The following is a 14,967-nucleotide window of genomic DNA, read 5'->3' on the forward strand; positions in this document are numbered from 1 at the left end:
GTCCCGAGAGGCGGAGAAGGAGGTCAGGGTCACCTCATGGGCTCTTCAAGTGCCGACCGGGAATTGTTGTCTGCGGCGGACGTCGGCCGCACCATTTCCCGGATCGCTCATCAGATCATCGAGAAGACGGCTCTTGACGATCCGGCCGAACGCGAGCGGGTCGTTCTTCTCGGCATCCCCACTCGCGGCGTCACGCTGGCCACGCGCCTGGCCGCCAAGATCACCGAGTTCGCCGATGTCGCGTTGCCGGTCGGGGCCCTGGACATCACGCTCTACCGCGATGACCTCAACTTCAAGCCGCCGCGACCTTTGGCGGCCACATCCATTCCGCCCGGCGGCATCGACGACGCCGTGGTCATCCTCGTCGACGACGTCCTGTATTCCGGTCGTTCGGTGCGCTCGGCCCTGGACGCGCTGCGCGACATCGGCCGCCCGCGGGTGGTGCAGCTGGCGGTACTGGTCGATCGCGGTCACCGCGAGCTTCCGATCCGTGCCGACTACGTCGGGAAGAACGTCCCGACCTCCCGCACCGAGAGTGTCCATGTGCTGCTGTCCGAGGACGATGACCGTGACGGGGTGGTGATTTCGAAATGACGACACGTCATCTTCTGGCGGCACAGGACCTGAGCCGTGACGACGCGACGGCGATACTCGATGACGCCGACCGCTTCCGGGAGGCGCTGCTCGGTCGCGAGGTCAAGAAGCTGCCCACGCTGCGCGGCCGCACCGTGATCACCATGTTCTACGAGAACTCCACCCGTACCCGGGTGTCGTTCGAGGTCGCGGGCAAGTGGATGAGCGCCGACGTGATCAATGTCAGCTCGTCGGGATCCTCGGTGGCCAAAGGGGAGTCGTTGCGCGACACGGCGCTGACGCTGCGTGCCGCCGGAGCCGACGCCCTGATCATCCGCCACCCCGCATCCGGTGCCGCGCAACAGCTCGCCGAGTGGACCGCCGAAGACGGCGGCGGAGGGCCCAGCGTCATCAACGCCGGTGACGGTACGCACGAACATCCCACGCAGGCGTTGCTCGACGCCTTGACCATCCGCCAGCGGCTCGGTTCCATCGAGGGCAAGCGGGTGGTGATCGTCGGCGACGTGCTGCACAGCCGGGTCGCCCGGTCGAATGTCTCGCTGCTGAGCACGCTGGGCGCCGAGGTGGTGCTGGTGGCGCCGCCGACGCTGCTGCCGGTCGGGGTGTCCGGCTGGCCGGTCACCGTGTCGCACGATCTGGACGCCGAATTGCCCGCCGCCGATGCGGTGTTGATGCTCCGGGTTCAGGCCGAGCGTATGAACGGGGCGTTCTTCCCGTCCGCGCGCGAATACTCGGTGCGCTACGGGCTCTCGGAGAAGCGTCAGGCCATGCTGCCCGGCAACGCCGTCGTGCTGCATCCGGGGCCGATGCTGCGCGGCATGGAGATCGCGTTCCCGGTCGCGGATTCGTCACAATCAGCTGTGCTGCAACAGGTTTCAAATGGTGTCCACGTGCGGATGGCGGTGCTGTTCCATCTGCTGGTTGGCGCGGATCGAGAGGCGATCAGCGTATGACGCATCAGGTACTCATTCGCGGGGTCCGCCTCTACGGCGAGGGCGAGCCGCTCGACGTGCTGATCGCCGACGGGCAGATCGTGGAGATTGGACCAAGGATCGGTTCCGATTCCGCCGAGCTGATCGAAGCCAGTGGCCAGGTGCTGCTGCCCGGCTTCGTCGACCTGCACACCCATCTGCGCGAGCCCGGCCGCGAATACGCCGAGGACATCGAAACCGGTTCCGCGGCAGCGGCTCTGGGCGGCTACACCGCGGTTTTCGCGATGGCCAACACCGATCCGGTGGCTGACACGGCCGTGATCACCGACCACGTGTGGAATCGCGGCCAGCAGGTCGGGCTCGTCGACGTGCACCCGGTCGGCGCCGTCACCGTAGGCCTGGAAGGCAAGCAGCTCACCGAGATGGGCCTGATGGCAGACGGAGTCGGCCAGGTCCGGATGTTCTCCGACGACGGCCTGTGCGTGCACGATCCACTGGTGATGCGGCGCGCGCTGGAATACGCCACCGGCCTCGGGGTGCTCATCGCCCAGCATGCCGAAGAGCCGCGGCTGACCGTCGGCGCCGTCGCTCACGAAGGGCCCAACGCGGCCAAGCTCGGCTTGGCGGGTTGGCCCCGCTCCGCCGAGGAGTCGATCGTCGCCCGTGACGCGATCCTGGCCCGCGACGCCGGTGCACGGGTGCACATCTGCCACGCCTCGACGGCCGGCACCGTGGAATTGCTCAAATGGGCCAAGGCACAGGGTATTTCGATCACCGCCGAGGTTACCCCGCACCACCTTCTGCTCGACGACGGCCGGCTGGCCAGCTACGACGGACGTAATCGGGTCAACCCCCCGCTGCGGGAATCCAGCGACGCCGAGGCCCTGCGTCAGGCATTGGCCGACGGAGTGATCGACTGCGTCGCAACGGACCATGCACCGCACGCCGAGCATGAGAAGTGCTGCGAGTTCTCGGTGGCCCGGCCGGGCATGCTCGGCTTGCAGACCGCGCTGTCGGTGGTGGCCGAGACGATGGTGCGTCCGGGACTGTTGACGTGGCGCGGTGTCGCCAAGGTGATGAGTGAGGCCCCCGCCGCCATCGTCGGCCTGCCCGATCAGGGCCGGCCGCTGGAGGTGGGGGAGCCGGCCAACCTCACCGTGATCGATCCCGACGCGAGCTGGACGGTCGAAGGCGATTCGCTGGCCAGCCGCTCGGACAACACGCCATTCGAATCGATGACGCTGCCCGCGAAGGTGACTGCCACGTTGCTGCGGGGCCGGATCACCGCGCTGGACGGGAAGTCGGCACCGGCGGGCAGGAGCGCAGCGACCCGGGGATCCAAAGAGTGAACACTGCCACGCTGATCGCATCGCTGGTGATGGCGGCTCTGTTGGCCGTGCTGATCGCGTTCCTGATCCGCCAGATGATGCGTGGCTGGGTGCATCGCGCACAACGCCAGGCCCAGCTGATCGGCACCTTGCCACCGCTACCCGACACCGTCGGCGCACCGACGATCGCGGCCACCAAAGGAATGTACGTCGGCACCACGCTGGTGCCGCACTGGAACGACAAGGTCGCCGCGGGGGACCTGGGCTTCCGCGCCAAGGCGGTGCTGACTCGCTATCCCGAGGGAATCATGGTGCAGCGCAGCGGCGCCGGGCCCATCTGGATTCCCGCCGAGTCGATCGTCGCGATTCGCACCGAACGCGGAATCGCCGGCAAGGCACTGACTTACGACGGAATCCTGGCGATCAGGTGGCGGCTGCCCTCGGGCACCGAGATCGACACCGGATTCCGCGCTGACAATCGCGCAGAGTACGACCGCTGGCTGGAGGAAGAGGAATGACGAACAAGCGAAATGATCGGGCGGTCTTGGTACTCGAGGACGGGCGCGTCTTCACCGGTACGGCGTTCGGGGCGGTCGGTCAGACCCTGGGCGAGGCGGTGTTCTCCACCGGCATGTCGGGCTACCAGGAAACACTCACCGATCCCAGCTACTACGGCCAGATCGTGGTCGCCACCGCACCGCAGATCGGCAACACCGGCTGGAACACCGAGGACGGGGAAAGCCGCGACGACAAGATCTGGGTGGCCGGTTACGCCGTGCGTGACCCCTCGCCGCGGGCGTCGAACTGGCGCGCCAGCGGAACACTCGACGACGAGTTGGTGCGGCAGGGCATCGTGGGCATCGCCGGGATCGACACCCGGGCGGTGGTGCGCCACCTGCGTACGCGCGGGTCGATGAAAGCCGGCGTGTTCTCCGGAGATGCGTTGGCGTCCGTGGACGAAATGGTGGCCCGGGTTCTCGACCAGCCCTCGATGCTGGGTGCGGATCTGGCCGGTGAGGTCAGCACCGCGAACTCCTACATCGTTGAAGCAGAAGGCGACCACCGGTTCACGGTCGCGGCGGTTGACCTCGGTATCAAGACCAACACCCCGCGCAACTTCGCGCGCCGCGGCATCCGCAGCCACGTGCTGCCGTCGTCGGTGTCCTTCGACCAGATCGCCGACCTCAAGCCCGACGGCGTGTTCTTGTCCAACGGTCCTGGCGATCCGGCCACCGCCGACCACATCGTCGCGGTGACCCGCGAGGTGCTCAGCGCGGGAATCCCGTTGTTCGGCATCTGCTTCGGCAACCAGATCCTGGGCCGGGCACTCGGCCGGTCCACGTACAAGATGGTGTTCGGCCACCGCGGCATCAACATCCCGGTGATCGATCACATCACCGGACGGGTCGCGATCACCGCCCAGAACCACGGGTTCGCACTCGAAGGCGAGAAGGGCGAGGTGTTCGACACCCCGTTCGGCTCGGCCGAGGTCAGCCACACCTGCGCCAACGACGGTGTGGTGGAAGGCATCCGGCTGGCCAACGGCCGGGCGTTCTCAGTGCAGTACCACCCGGAAGCCGCGGCCGGACCACATGACGCGGAGTACCTGTTCGACCAGTTCGTCGACCTGATGGCAGGAGAGAAGTAGATGCCACGTCGCTCTGACCTCAACCACGTGCTGGTGATCGGGTCCGGCCCCATCGTCATCGGCCAGGCGTGCGAATTCGATTACTCCGGCACCCAGGCCTGCCGGGTGCTGCGCTCCGAGGGCATCCAGGTGAGCCTGGTCAACTCGAACCCGGCGACGATCATGACCGATCCCGAGTACGCCGACAACACCTACGTCGAACCGATCACCTGGGAGTTCGTCGAGAAGGTCATCATCCAGCAAGCCGAGCGCGGCAACAAGATCGACGCCGTGCTGGCCACGCTCGGCGGCCAGACCGCGCTGAACACCGCGGTGGCCCTACACGACAACGGTGTGCTGGAGAAGTACGGGGTCGAGCTGATCGGCGCCGACTTCGAGGCCATCCAGCGCGGTGAGGACCGGCAGAAGTTCAAGGACATCGTCGCCAAGGTCGGCGGTGAATCCGCCCGCAGCCGTGTCTGTTACACGATGGACGAGGTCCGCGAGACGGTGGCCGACCTGGGCCTTCCGGTCGTGGTCCGGCCGTCGTTCACGATGGGCGGCCTGGGATCCGGCATGGCGTACTCGGCCGAGGATGTCGAGCGGATGGCCGGCGACGGCCTGGCCGCTTCGCCCTCGGCAAACGTGCTGATCGAGGAATCCATCTACGGGTGGAAGGAATTCGAGCTCGAGCTGATGCGCGACAGCCGTGACAACGTCGTGGTGGTCTGCTCGATCGAGAACTTCGACCCGATGGGTGTGCACACCGGCGACTCGGTGACCGTGGCGCCGGCGATGACGCTGACGGACCGCGAATACCAGAAGATGCGTGACCTGGGGATCGCCATCCTGCGTGAGGTCGGTGTCGACACCGGCGGCTGCAACATCCAGTTCGCGATCGACCCGAGCGACGGCCGCCTGATCGTCATCGAGATGAACCCCCGTGTCTCGCGGTCGAGCGCGCTGGCGTCGAAGGCCACGGGCTTCCCGATCGCCAAGATCGCCGCGAAGCTGGCCATCGGCTACACCCTCGACGAGATCCTCAACGACATCACCAAAGAGACCCCGGCCTGCTTCGAGCCGACCCTGGACTACGTCGTGGTCAAGGCGCCGCGATTCGCGTTCGAGAAGTTCCCGGGAGCTGACGCCACGCTGACCACCACGATGAAGTCGGTCGGTGAGGCGATGTCGTTGGGCCGCAACTTCATCGAGGCTCTCGGCAAGGTGATGCGGTCGCTGGAGACCAGCCGGGCCGGGTTCTGGACGGGGGAGGACCCCGACGTCACCGTTGAGCAGTTATTGACCGGCCTGCGCACCCCGGTGGACGGCCGGCTCTACGACATCGAGCATGCGCTGCGCCTGGGCGCCAGCGTCGAGCAGGTGGCCGAGGCCTCCGGTGTCGACCCGTGGTTCATCGAGCAGATCGCCGGTCTGGTGGCACTTCGGGTCGAGCTGCTGGAAGCGCCGGTGCTCGACGCCGAGCTGCTGCGGCGGGCCAAGCACAGCGGGCTGTCGGATCGCCAGATCGCCGCGCTGCGACCGGAATTGGCCGGCGAGTCGGGTGTGCGCGCACTGCGCCGCCGGCTGGGTATTCACCCGGTGTACAAGACCGTCGACACCTGCGCTGCCGAGTTCGACGCCAAGACTCCCTACCACTACAGCAGCTACGAGCTCGACCATGCCGCCGAGACCGAGGTGGCCCCGCAGACCGAGAAGCCCAAGGTGCTGATCCTGGGTTCCGGCCCGAACCGGATCGGGCAGGGCATCGAATTCGATTACAGCTGTGTGCATGCCGCGACCACACTGAGCGCGGTCGGATTCGAAACCGTGATGGTCAACTGCAACCCCGAGACGGTGTCCACCGATTACGACACCGCCGACCGGTTGTACTTCGAGCCCCTCACCTTCGAGGACGTGCTGGAGGTCTACTACGCCGAGGATGCGTCGGGTAAGGGTGAGGACGGGGCCGGTCCCGGCGTCGTCGGCGTGATCGTCCAGCTCGGCGGTCAGACCCCGCTGGGTCTGGCCAAACGCCTCGAAGAAGCCGGGGTCCCGATCGTGGGCACCGGGCCCGACGCCATCGACCTGGCCGAGGACCGTGGGCTTTTCGGCGAGGTCCTGGTCAACGCCGGCCTGCCCGCGCCGCGGTTCGGCACCGCCACCAGCTTCGAGCAGGCGCGGCGGATCGCCTCCGACATCGGCTACCCCGTGTTGGTGCGTCCCTCCTACGTTCTGGGTGGGCGTGGCATGGAGATCGTCTACGACGAGGCGACCTTGGAGGGCTACATCGCCCGCGCCACCCAGCTGTCGCCGGAACACCCGGTGCTGGTCGACCGGTTCCTCGAAGACGCGATCGAGATCGACGTCGATGCGCTGTGCGACGGCAACGAGGTGTACATCGGCGGAATCATGGAGCACATCGAGGAGGCCGGTATCCACTCCGGTGACTCGGCGTGCGCGCTGCCCCCGGTGACCTTGGGCCGCAGCGACATCGAGGCGGTGCGCCGCGCCACCGAGGCCATCGCCCACGGCATCGGCGTGGTCGGACTGCTCAACGTCCAGTACGCGCTCAAGGACGACGTGCTCTACGTGCTGGAGGCCAACCCCCGCGCCAGCCGTACCGTGCCGTTCGTCTCAAAAGCCACGGCCGTGCCACTCGCCAAGGCCTGTGCCCGGGTGATGCTGGGTGCCACCATCGCCGAGCTGCGCGGCGAGGGCCTGCTGAACAAGACCGGTGACGGGGCCGCCGTCGCGCGCAATGCTCCCGTCGCCGTCAAGGAAGCCGTGCTGCCGTTCCACCGGTTCCGCCGCGCCGACGGCGCCCAGGTCGACTCCTTGCTGGGACCGGAGATGAAGTCGACCGGCGAGGTGATGGGCATCGACCACGACTTCGGCACCGCATTCGCCAAGAGCCAGACCGCTGCCTACGGGTCGCTGCCGGCCTCGGGCACCGTCTTCGTGTCGGTGGCCAACCGTGACAAGCGCTCACTGGTGTTCCCGGTCAAGCGGCTGGCCGATCTGGGGTTCCGGGTGCTGGCCACCGAAGGTACCGCAGAGATGCTGCGCCGCAACGGTATTCCCTGCGATGAGGTGCGCAAGCACTCTGAGCAACCCACGGGCCGCGACGACCTTCCGTCCGCTGTCGACGCCATCAAGGCCGGTGAGGTCGACATGGTCATCAACACGCCGTACGGGAATTCCGGGCCGCGTGTCGACGGGTACGAGATCCGTTCGGCCGCAGTATCGATGAACATTCCGTGTGTGACGACGGTGCAGGGAGCCTCGGCCGCGGTACAGGGAATCGAGGCGGGCATCCGCGGCGACATCGGCGTGATGTCACTGCAGGAACTGCACAGTGAGCTGGGATCGCACTGACGATGGAGACTTTCGGGAAACGGCTGGCCGCCGCGGTGTCGACGCGGGGGCCGCTGTGTCCCGGCATCGACCCGCATCCGGAGCTGCTGCGGGCGTGGGGCCTCGCCGTCGACGCCGACGGACTGGCCGCGTTCTGCGACATCTGCGTGACGGCTTTCGCGGGCTTCGCGATCGTCAAGCCACAGGTGGCCTTCTTCGAGACCTACGGTTCGGCCGGTTTCGCGGTGCTGGAACGCACCACGGCGGCCCTGCGCGCCGCCGGCGTGCTGGTGCTGGCCGACGCCAAGCGCGGGGACATCGGCTCCACGATGGCGGCCTACGCCGCGGCGTGGGCCGGTGACTCGCCGTTGGCGGCCGATGCCGTCACGGCATCGCCCTACCTGGGCTTCGGGTCGCTGCAGCCACTGCTGGATGTCGCCGCGGCCCATGGCCGTGGGGTATTCGTGCTGGCAGCCACCTCCAACCCGGAGGGCGCGAGCGTGCAGCGCGCCATGGCGGGGACCCGCACCGTGGCGCAGTCCGTCGTCGACGATGTGGCGGCGGTGAATCGAGCGGCCGGCGTGCCCACCGGTTCGGTCGGCGTGGTGGTCGGGGCGACGGTGACCGATCCGCCCGATCTCAGCGACCTGGGCGGGCCGGTGCTGGCGCCCGGTGTCGGGGCACAGGGCGGGCGTACCGACGCCTTGCGCGGATTCGGGGGAGCCCGTCTGGTGTTGCCCGCGGTGTCGCGTGAGGTGCTGCGGGCCGGCCCGGCCGTGGCCGATCTGCGGGCAGCGGCCGAACGCTTTCGCGACGAGGTCGCCTACCTCGCCTGACGGCGCCGTTTTGATCGTGTCCCCGCCGTTTTCCACGCCTGGGTCGCGGTCGTCGCGTTGTCGCGACCCAGCCGTAGAAAGCGATGATGCGAGAAGCCGCTCAGCGCAGTCGGATTGGGCAGCCGACCGTCAGAACCATTGCGGCGCAGCCGGTCACAGCGGGATCCAGATGCCGAAGAACCAGAAGCCCCATCCGTTGAAATCCGGATTGAACAGCGGTGTCACCCACCTGCCGTTGTAGTTGAACGGCTGGTGGTCGAATCGGCCCTGGTCCATCCCGCGCCAGGACAGATCGGGGGGTGGCGGGCCCCAGTGCCCACCGCGGTCATCAGGTCCGCCGGGTCCGCCTGGGCCGCGGTCGCCTGGCCCTCCTGGCCCGCCGTGGTCGCCCTGCCAACCCGGTCCGCCTGGTCCGCCCTGCCCACCGGGGTGTTCGGGCCCTCCTGGGCCTCCTGGGCCCCCGGGACGGTCAGGCCCACCCGGCCCGCCAGGTCCCTGGCAGTTGCCGAATCCGCACGGCGGCCCCGGTTGCGCGGCTGCCACGCCGGCCCCCGCGCCAAATACAGCGGTTCCCAGGGCGATGACGACGGCAGAACTGCAGGTCAGACGCTTGATGTTCATGTCCAGCTTCCCTTCGGGGTCATGGATACCCGACCTGGGGAGGTTATTTAGCCAAGCTGTGTAATCGCTATGTGGCAACTAGGCGCGGCTTAGGCGTCGCGAAACGCACCGGCTTGACGTGCGTGTCAGGGGTCTCGACACGCCCGACACGCCGTGACCAGCGAAAATTTTCTCGAATACCGGGTGGTAACCGGGGGCGGGGGTGTCGGAACCGCTGTCGGACACGTGGGTAGTTAGCTGTCGGGCGACCGAAACCCATTGACTTGCAGGAATATCCGGCCCGGCGCGGTGTCGCGGGCGATGCCAGAAGCTATTTTCGCGGACCGGTCGGGTGTCGTCTGCGCGCACTACACGCTGGGCTTTTGGCGTCGTAACCAGGGGGTGGCGTTCGCTTTAGTCAGCCAGCGTGGGTAGGTTCGTCGTCGCTGGCTGGTTTGCACTCCAGCCGTAAAAAACAAGAGATGGCCGAAGAAGAATCGCCAGGAGACGGAGGAACCCGTGGCCCTTCCCCAGTTGACCGACGAACAGCGCGCGGCAGCGTTGGAGAAGGCTGCTGCCGCACGTCGAGCGCGAGCCGAGCTCAAAGATCGACTCAAGCGCGGCGGCACCAACCTCAAGCAGGTGCTCACCGACGCCGAGACCGATGAGGTCTTGGGCAAGATGAAGGTTTCCGCGCTGCTGGAGGCCCTGCCCAAGGTCGGCAAGGTCAAGGCGCAGGAGATCATGACCGAGCTGGAGATCGCCCCGACCCGCCGTCTGCGCGGCCTCGGTGATCGTCAGCGCAAGGCCCTCCTGGAGAAGTTCGACCAGTAGAGGCTCCCGGATTGAGTGCTGGTAGAGGGGCCGGACAACGCATATCGACGGCTCCGGTCGTCGTGTTGTCCGGTCCCTCCGCCGTCGGGAAGTCCACCGTGATCCGCTGTTTGCGGGAGCGGCTTCCCGACTTGTATTTCTCTGTCTCGGTCACGACCAGGGCACCGCGGCCGGGGGAGGTCGACGGTGTCGACTACACATTCGTGTCCGCGGAACGCTTTCAGCAGCTGATCGACGACGGCGAGCTGCTCGAATGGGCCGACATCCACGGTGGATTGCACCGCTCCGGAACGCCGGCCCAGCCTGTGCGGGACGCCACCCGGGCCGGGCGTCCGGTCCTGATCGAGGTCGATCTGGCCGGTGCGCGAGCCGTCAAGCAGGCCATGCCCGAGGTCATATCGGTGTTCCTGGCACCGCCGAGCTGGGACGAACTGGTCAGCCGATTGTCGCGCCGGGGCACCGAATCGCCCGAGGTGATGGCCAGGCGATTGGAGACGGCGCGGGCCGAAATGGCTGCCAAGTCCGACTTTGACCAGGTGGTTGTGAACCGCCAGTTGGATACCGCGTGCGCTGAATTGGTATCCTTGCTGGTGGACAGCCGATGACTCATCGTGCCGGGACCGACGTGATCGGGTCCGCGAGCCCGCACGCTGTCCACTAAACGCATTTTCGCTAACCGCCAGGAGACTTTTTCGTGAGCACCCCGCACGCCGACGCGCAGCTGGCCGCTGCGGACGACTTGGGTATCGATTCGTCCGCCGCCAGCGCCTATGACACGCCGCTGGGCATCACCAACCCGCCCATCGACGAGTTGCTGGACCGCGCGTCGAGCAAGTACGCGCTGGTGATCTACGCCGCCAAGCGCGCCCGCCAGATCAACGATTACTACAACCAGCTCGGCGACGGCATCCTCGAATACGTCGGCCCCCTGGTCGAGCCCGGTCTGCAGGAGAAGCCGCTGTCCATCGCGATGCGGGAGATCCACGAAGATCTGCTCGAGCACACCGAGGGCGGCGAGTAGCCAGGCCAGGGCCGGGACGTGAGCGCGCGTAAGCGAATCGTCGTCGGTGTCGCAGGCGGCATTGCCGCCTACAAGGCGTGCACCCTGGTCCGTCAACTCACCGAGGCCGGCCATTCGGTGCGCGTGCTGCCCACCGAATCGGCTCTGCGCTTCGTCGGAGCTGCCACGTTCGAAGCCCTGTCGGGCAATCCAGTGCACACCGGTGTGTTCACCGACGTGCACGAGGTTCCGCATGTCCGGATCGGCCAGGACGCCGATCTCGTCGTCGTCGCCCCCGCCACCGCCGATCTGCTGGCGCGCGCGGTGGCCGGCCGGGCCGACGATCTGCTCACCGCCACCCTTCTGACGGCGCGATGTCCGGTGCTGTTCGCCCCGGCCATGCACACCGAGATGTGGTTCCACCCGGCCACCGTCGACAACGTGGCCACCTTGCGCCGCCGGGGCGCGGTGGTGCTGGAACCCGCATCGGGCCGGCTCACCGGAGCCGACAGTGGCGCGGGTCGGCTGCCGGAGGCGGAGGAGATCGTCACTTTCGCGCAGCTCCTGCTGGAGCGCGCCGACGCGCTTCCCCATGACCTGGCCGGCATCAAGGCCCTGGTGACGGCCGGCGGTACCCGCGAACCTCTCGATCCGGTCCGGTTCATCGGCAACCGCAGCTCCGGCAAGCAGGGTTACGCCGTGGCCCGGGTCCTGGCCCAGCGCGGCGCCGACGTGACGCTGATCGCGGGTAACACCGCGGGCCTGATCGACCCGGCCGGCGTCCAGGTCGAGCACATCGGCTCCGCCGCCCAATTGCGCGACGCGGTATCCAAGTACGCTCCCGAGTCCAATGTCCTGGTGATGGCCGCGGCCGTCGCCGACTTCCGCCCGGCGCAGGTGGCGGCCAGCAAGATGAAGAAGGGCGGCGCGTCCGAGCCCAGCTCGATCGAGCTCGTCCGCAACGACGACGTGCTCGCCGGGGCGGTGCGGGCCCGGGGCGAGGGGCAGCTGCCGAACATGCGGGCCATCGTCGGCTTCGCTGCCGAGACGGGTGACGCCAACGGCGACGTGTTGTTCCACGCCAGGGCCAAGCTGAAACGCAAGGGCTGTGACCTGCTGGTGGTCAACGCGGTGGGGGAGAACCGCGCGTTCGAGGTCGACAACAACGACGGTTGGTTGTTGAGCGCCGACGGTGCCGAGGTCGCACTCGAGCATGGTTCGAAGACTCTGATGGCCACCCGTATCGTGGACTCGATCGCCGCGTTTCTGGGCAAGCTCGACGGGTGATCCGACGCACACATCAAGATGCGGCTAAGGGTTGCGGATTCGCGTCCCACGCGCTTGGGTGCAACAGGGAATAGATATCATTCGCCTAACTAAGTAGTTTTGAGACTGGAAGACTTTTCAGATCGGCAAGGAAGGAAGCAGACCGTGAGCCAAGGTCGCCTGTTTACCAGTGAGTCGGTAACCGAAGGACACCCCGACAAGATCTGTGATGCGATCAGCGACTCGGTGCTCGACGCGCTGCTGGAGCAGGATCCCAAGTCGCGCGTCGCGGTGGAGACGCTGGTCACCACCGGCCAGGTGCACGTCGCCGGTGAGGTCACCACCTCCGCCTACGCCGACATCCCGAAGATCGTGCGGGATCGCATCCTGGAGATCGGCTATGACTCGTCGACCAAGGGCTTCGACGGCGCGTCGTGCGGTGTGAACATCGCCATCGGCGCGCAGTCGCCTGACATCGCCCAGGGTGTGGACACCGCCCATGAGGCACGGGTCGAGGGCGCCGGCGATCCGCTGGACGCCCAGGGTGCCGGCGATCAGGGCCTGATGTTCGGCTACGCCATCGGTGACACCCCCGAGCTGATGCCGCTGCCCATCGCGCTGGCTCACCGGCTGTCGCGCCGGCTGACCGAGGTCCGCAAGAACGGCGTGCTGGACTACCTGCGCCCGGACGGCAAGACGCAGGTCACCATTCAGTACGACGGCAAGACGCCGGTGCGGCTCGACACCGTGGTGCTCTCGACCCAGCATGCCGACGGGATCGACCTGGACGGCACCCTGACCCCGGACATCCGGGAGAAGGTCGTCAACACCGTGCTGGCCGATCTCAACCACGAGACGCTGGACACCTCGGATTTCCGCCTGCTGGTCAACCCGACCGGCAAGTTCGTTCTCGGCGGGCCGATGGGTGACGCCGGCCTGACCGGCCGCAAGATCATCGTCGACACCTACGGCGGCTGGGCCCGTCACGGCGGCGGCGCCTTCTCCGGCAAGGATCCGTCAAAGGTGGACCGTTCGGCCGCGTACGCGATGCGCTGGGTGGCCAAGAACGTCGTCGCCGCCGGGCTGGCCGAACGCGTCGAGGTGCAGGTGGCCTACGCGATCGGCAAGGCCGCTCCGGTCGGTCTGTTCGTCGAGACCTTCGGCACCGAGACCGTCGACCCGGCCCGTATCGAGAAGGCCATCAGCAGCGTGTTCGATCTGCGTCCCGGCGCGATCATCCGCGATCTGGACCTGTTGCGGCCGATCTACGCGCAGACCGCAGCGTACGGCCACTTCGGCCGCACCGACATCGAGCTGCCCTGGGAGCAGCTGAACAAGGTCGACGACTTGAAGGCCTCGGTCTAGTTCTTCCTGCCAACAGCCCCCGATCGCTGATCGGGGGCTGTTGCTGTCTACCCCTGTCCTACCCCCGTCGGTAGTTCTGTACGACGTCGCCGGCGAGCCGGCGTGCCCACTCCAGCCCGGCATCGGTGCCGAACAGCTCACGACGGGTGTTGCCCGCAGACAGGTAGGCGTCGAACCGGAAGGCGTCTTCGGCCGGATCGGACGAACCCGCCACGGAGAACTCATTTTCCAGCAGATCCAGCCACTCCCGCTTCAGGTTTCGCACGGCGTCGGCCACGGGCCCACTGCGATGCCCGAACTCGACCGATGTCGCCGATACGAAGCAGCCGCCCGGGAACACCTCGGCGCGCAGGTACGCCAACCAAGAATCGAGGAGGGCGTCGAGCCGCGCGGCTCCGGGCTGAGCGCTGAGCGCCGGACGGATGACGACGTCGATGTAGACCCGGCGTGCCTCGGCCACTGCGGCCAGCTGAATCGCCTCCCGGTTGCCGAAGACCGTGAGGATGCCGCTCTTGCTCACCCCGGTCGACGCGGACAAACCACCTACGGTGATTCCCTCCAGGCCGTGTGTGGTGGCGACGTCTGCTGCGGTGCGCGCGACCAGTCGGCGGGTCGCGTCACCGCGCGCCCGCCGCCCGTCAGCTGCAGGCAAAGCGGTCATCAGCTCACAGTAGCCACACCCTGGACGCCGGGCGGACGAGCGCGTACGGTCAACTCAGCCTATATGCGACCGATCGGTCGCATAGATTGGAGGAGCAATGGCCACCGCCTTCGAGGTGCTACTGGAACGCCGGATCACCATCGACAAGGAACCTGCTGCGGTGTGGGACATCATCCGTGACATCCGACGCATGCCCGAGTGGAGCCCGCAGGTGGTATCGGTGAAGGTGCGCGAATCCGACGGTGAGATCCGGCTCGGATCCACGTTCACCAACCTCAATCACCAGGGTGAGCTTGAGTGGATCACCCACGGCGAGGTGGTGCGGTACGCGCCCGACAAGGAGATCGCCTTCCGGATCGCCGAGAACTACACGATCTGGTCGTTCTCGATCAGCGCTCACGGCGCCGCGACCGTGCTCACCCAACGGCGCGAAACCCCTGACGGAATATCCCAACTTTCGCTCGACCTGACCGAGTCGCATCTCGGCGGACAGCAGGCCTTCACCGAATCGCTGGAAGCCGGTATGGAGCAGACTCTCAACGCCATCAAGGCATGCGCCGAATCCTGAAG

At 67.2% G+C, this 14,967-nt stretch carries 15 protein-coding genes; 13 read left to right on the forward strand and 2 right to left on the reverse strand.

Translation table 11 applies throughout. The features are described from left to right. Positions 1–36: 36 nt before the first annotated feature. Genes pyrR through pyrF form a run of 7 tightly spaced genes read left to right on the forward strand, consistent with a single transcriptional unit; the run spans position 37 to position 8,671 of the window. Positions 37–594: a bifunctional pyr operon transcriptional regulator/uracil phosphoribosyltransferase PyrR gene (pyrR, locus tag QQ25_RS15300; protein WP_039319686.1), complete on the forward strand. Its 558-nt coding sequence runs from the start codon at positions 37–39 to the stop codon at positions 592–594. Next, positions 591–1,547, forward strand: coding sequence for an aspartate carbamoyltransferase catalytic subunit (locus QQ25_RS15305; protein ID WP_039319689.1), 957 nt, complete (start codon positions 591–593; stop codon positions 1,545–1,547). The genes pyrR and QQ25_RS15305 overlap by 4 nt, the downstream gene beginning before the upstream one ends. Beyond that, positions 1,544–2,875, forward strand: coding sequence for a dihydroorotase (locus QQ25_RS15310; protein ID WP_039379443.1), 1,332 nt, complete (start codon positions 1,544–1,546; stop codon positions 2,873–2,875). The genes QQ25_RS15305 and QQ25_RS15310 overlap by 4 nt, the downstream gene beginning before the upstream one ends. Next, entirely contained in the window at positions 2,872–3,372 is a 501-nt protein-coding gene (locus QQ25_RS15315) for a PH-like domain-containing protein (RefSeq protein WP_039319691.1), read from the forward strand. The genes QQ25_RS15310 and QQ25_RS15315 overlap by 4 nt, the downstream gene beginning before the upstream one ends. Further along, positions 3,369–4,502, forward strand: coding sequence for a glutamine-hydrolyzing carbamoyl-phosphate synthase small subunit (gene carA, locus QQ25_RS15320; protein WP_039379444.1), 1,134 nt, complete (start codon positions 3,369–3,371; stop codon positions 4,500–4,502). The genes QQ25_RS15315 and carA overlap by 4 nt, the downstream gene beginning before the upstream one ends. Then, positions 4,503–7,856 (forward strand): carbamoyl-phosphate synthase large subunit, encoded by a 3,354-nt coding sequence (gene carB / locus QQ25_RS15325; protein WP_039319696.1) that lies wholly within the window; start codon positions 4,503–4,505, stop codon positions 7,854–7,856. 2 nt (positions 7,857–7,858) lie between these two features. Continuing rightward, a complete protein-coding gene (gene pyrF / locus QQ25_RS15330; protein ID WP_039379446.1) occupies positions 7,859–8,671 on the forward strand; it encodes an orotidine-5'-phosphate decarboxylase in 813 nt (270 codons plus the stop codon). A gap of 153 nt (positions 8,672–8,824) precedes the next feature. On the opposite strand, the gene QQ25_RS30185 is transcribed toward pyrF, so the two are convergent. Then, on the reverse strand, positions 8,825–9,292 hold the full coding sequence (locus QQ25_RS30185) for a hypothetical protein (RefSeq protein WP_082017532.1): 468 nt from the start codon (positions 9,290–9,292) through the stop codon (positions 8,825–8,827). Between the two features lie 498 nt (positions 9,293–9,790). On the opposite strand from QQ25_RS30185, the gene mihF reads away from it, so the two are divergent. From mihF to metK, 5 genes are all read left to right on the forward strand, one after another. Next, positions 9,791–10,105 carry an integration host factor, actinobacterial type gene (gene mihF / locus QQ25_RS15335; protein WP_003880790.1) on the forward strand — a complete coding sequence of 105 codons (315 nt, stop codon included), beginning with the start codon at positions 9,791–9,793 and terminating at the stop codon, positions 10,103–10,105. Between the two features lie 11 nt (positions 10,106–10,116). Next, complete coding sequence (gene gmk / locus QQ25_RS15340; RefSeq protein WP_039319702.1) at positions 10,117–10,710, forward strand: guanylate kinase; 594 nt, start codon at positions 10,117–10,119, stop codon at positions 10,708–10,710. Between the two features lie 89 nt (positions 10,711–10,799). After that, positions 10,800–11,126: a DNA-directed RNA polymerase subunit omega gene (gene rpoZ / locus QQ25_RS15345; RefSeq protein ID WP_036444461.1), complete on the forward strand. Its 327-nt coding sequence runs from the start codon at positions 10,800–10,802 to the stop codon at positions 11,124–11,126. Positions 11,127–11,144: 18 nt separating this feature from the next. Then, positions 11,145–12,392 (forward strand): bifunctional phosphopantothenoylcysteine decarboxylase/phosphopantothenate--cysteine ligase CoaBC, encoded by a 1,248-nt coding sequence (gene coaBC, locus QQ25_RS15350; RefSeq protein WP_039319709.1) that lies wholly within the window; start codon positions 11,145–11,147, stop codon positions 12,390–12,392. A gap of 144 nt (positions 12,393–12,536) precedes the next feature. Continuing rightward, entirely contained in the window at positions 12,537–13,736 is a 1,200-nt protein-coding gene (gene metK, locus QQ25_RS15355; RefSeq protein WP_039319712.1) for a methionine adenosyltransferase, read from the forward strand. Between the two features lie 58 nt (positions 13,737–13,794). Here metK and QQ25_RS15360 read toward each other — a convergent pair whose 3' ends face one another. After that, positions 13,795–14,397, reverse strand: a complete 603-nt coding sequence (locus QQ25_RS15360) for a TetR/AcrR family transcriptional regulator (RefSeq protein ID WP_039379448.1) — start codon at positions 14,395–14,397, stop codon at positions 13,795–13,797. 97 nt (positions 14,398–14,494) lie between these two features. Between QQ25_RS15360 and QQ25_RS15365 the strand changes: the two genes are divergently transcribed. Next, the gene (locus tag QQ25_RS15365) at positions 14,495–14,965 is read left to right on the forward strand and encodes an SRPBCC family protein (RefSeq protein ID WP_039379449.1); all 471 of its coding nucleotides are present in this window, start codon (positions 14,495–14,497) and stop codon (positions 14,963–14,965) included. The last annotated feature ends 2 nt before the right edge of the window (positions 14,966–14,967 follow it).

The organism is Mycolicibacterium setense (assembly GCF_000805385.1).
Lineage (GTDB): Bacteria > Actinomycetota > Actinomycetes > Mycobacteriales > Mycobacteriaceae > Mycobacterium > Mycobacterium setense.

Bases quoted from the DNA above. Each gene is read 5' to 3' on its own strand.
- pyrR (WP_039319686.1), top strand. From the start codon at position 37: ATGGGCTCTTCAAGTGCCGACCGGGAATTGTTGTCTGCGGCGGACGTC.
- QQ25_RS15305 (WP_039319689.1), top strand. From the start codon at position 591: ATGACGACACGTCATCTTCTGGCGGCACAGGACCTGAGCCGTGACGAC.
- QQ25_RS15310 (WP_039379443.1), top strand. From the start codon at position 1,544: ATGACGCATCAGGTACTCATTCGCGGGGTCCGCCTCTACGGCGAGGGC.
- carA (WP_039379444.1), top strand. From the start codon at position 3,369: ATGACGAACAAGCGAAATGATCGGGCGGTCTTGGTACTCGAGGACGGG.
- carB (WP_039319696.1), top strand. From the start codon at position 4,503: ATGCCACGTCGCTCTGACCTCAACCACGTGCTGGTGATCGGGTCCGGC.
- pyrF (WP_039379446.1), top strand. From the start codon at position 7,859: ATGGAGACTTTCGGGAAACGGCTGGCCGCCGCGGTGTCGACGCGGGGG.
- QQ25_RS30185 (WP_082017532.1), bottom strand. From the start codon at position 9,292: ATGAACATCAAGCGTCTGACCTGCAGTTCTGCCGTCGTCATCGCCCTG.
- QQ25_RS15360 (WP_039379448.1), bottom strand. From the start codon at position 14,397: ATGACCGCTTTGCCTGCAGCTGACGGGCGGCGGGCGCGCGGTGACGCG.
- QQ25_RS15365 (WP_039379449.1), top strand. From the start codon at position 14,495: ATGGCCACCGCCTTCGAGGTGCTACTGGAACGCCGGATCACCATCGAC.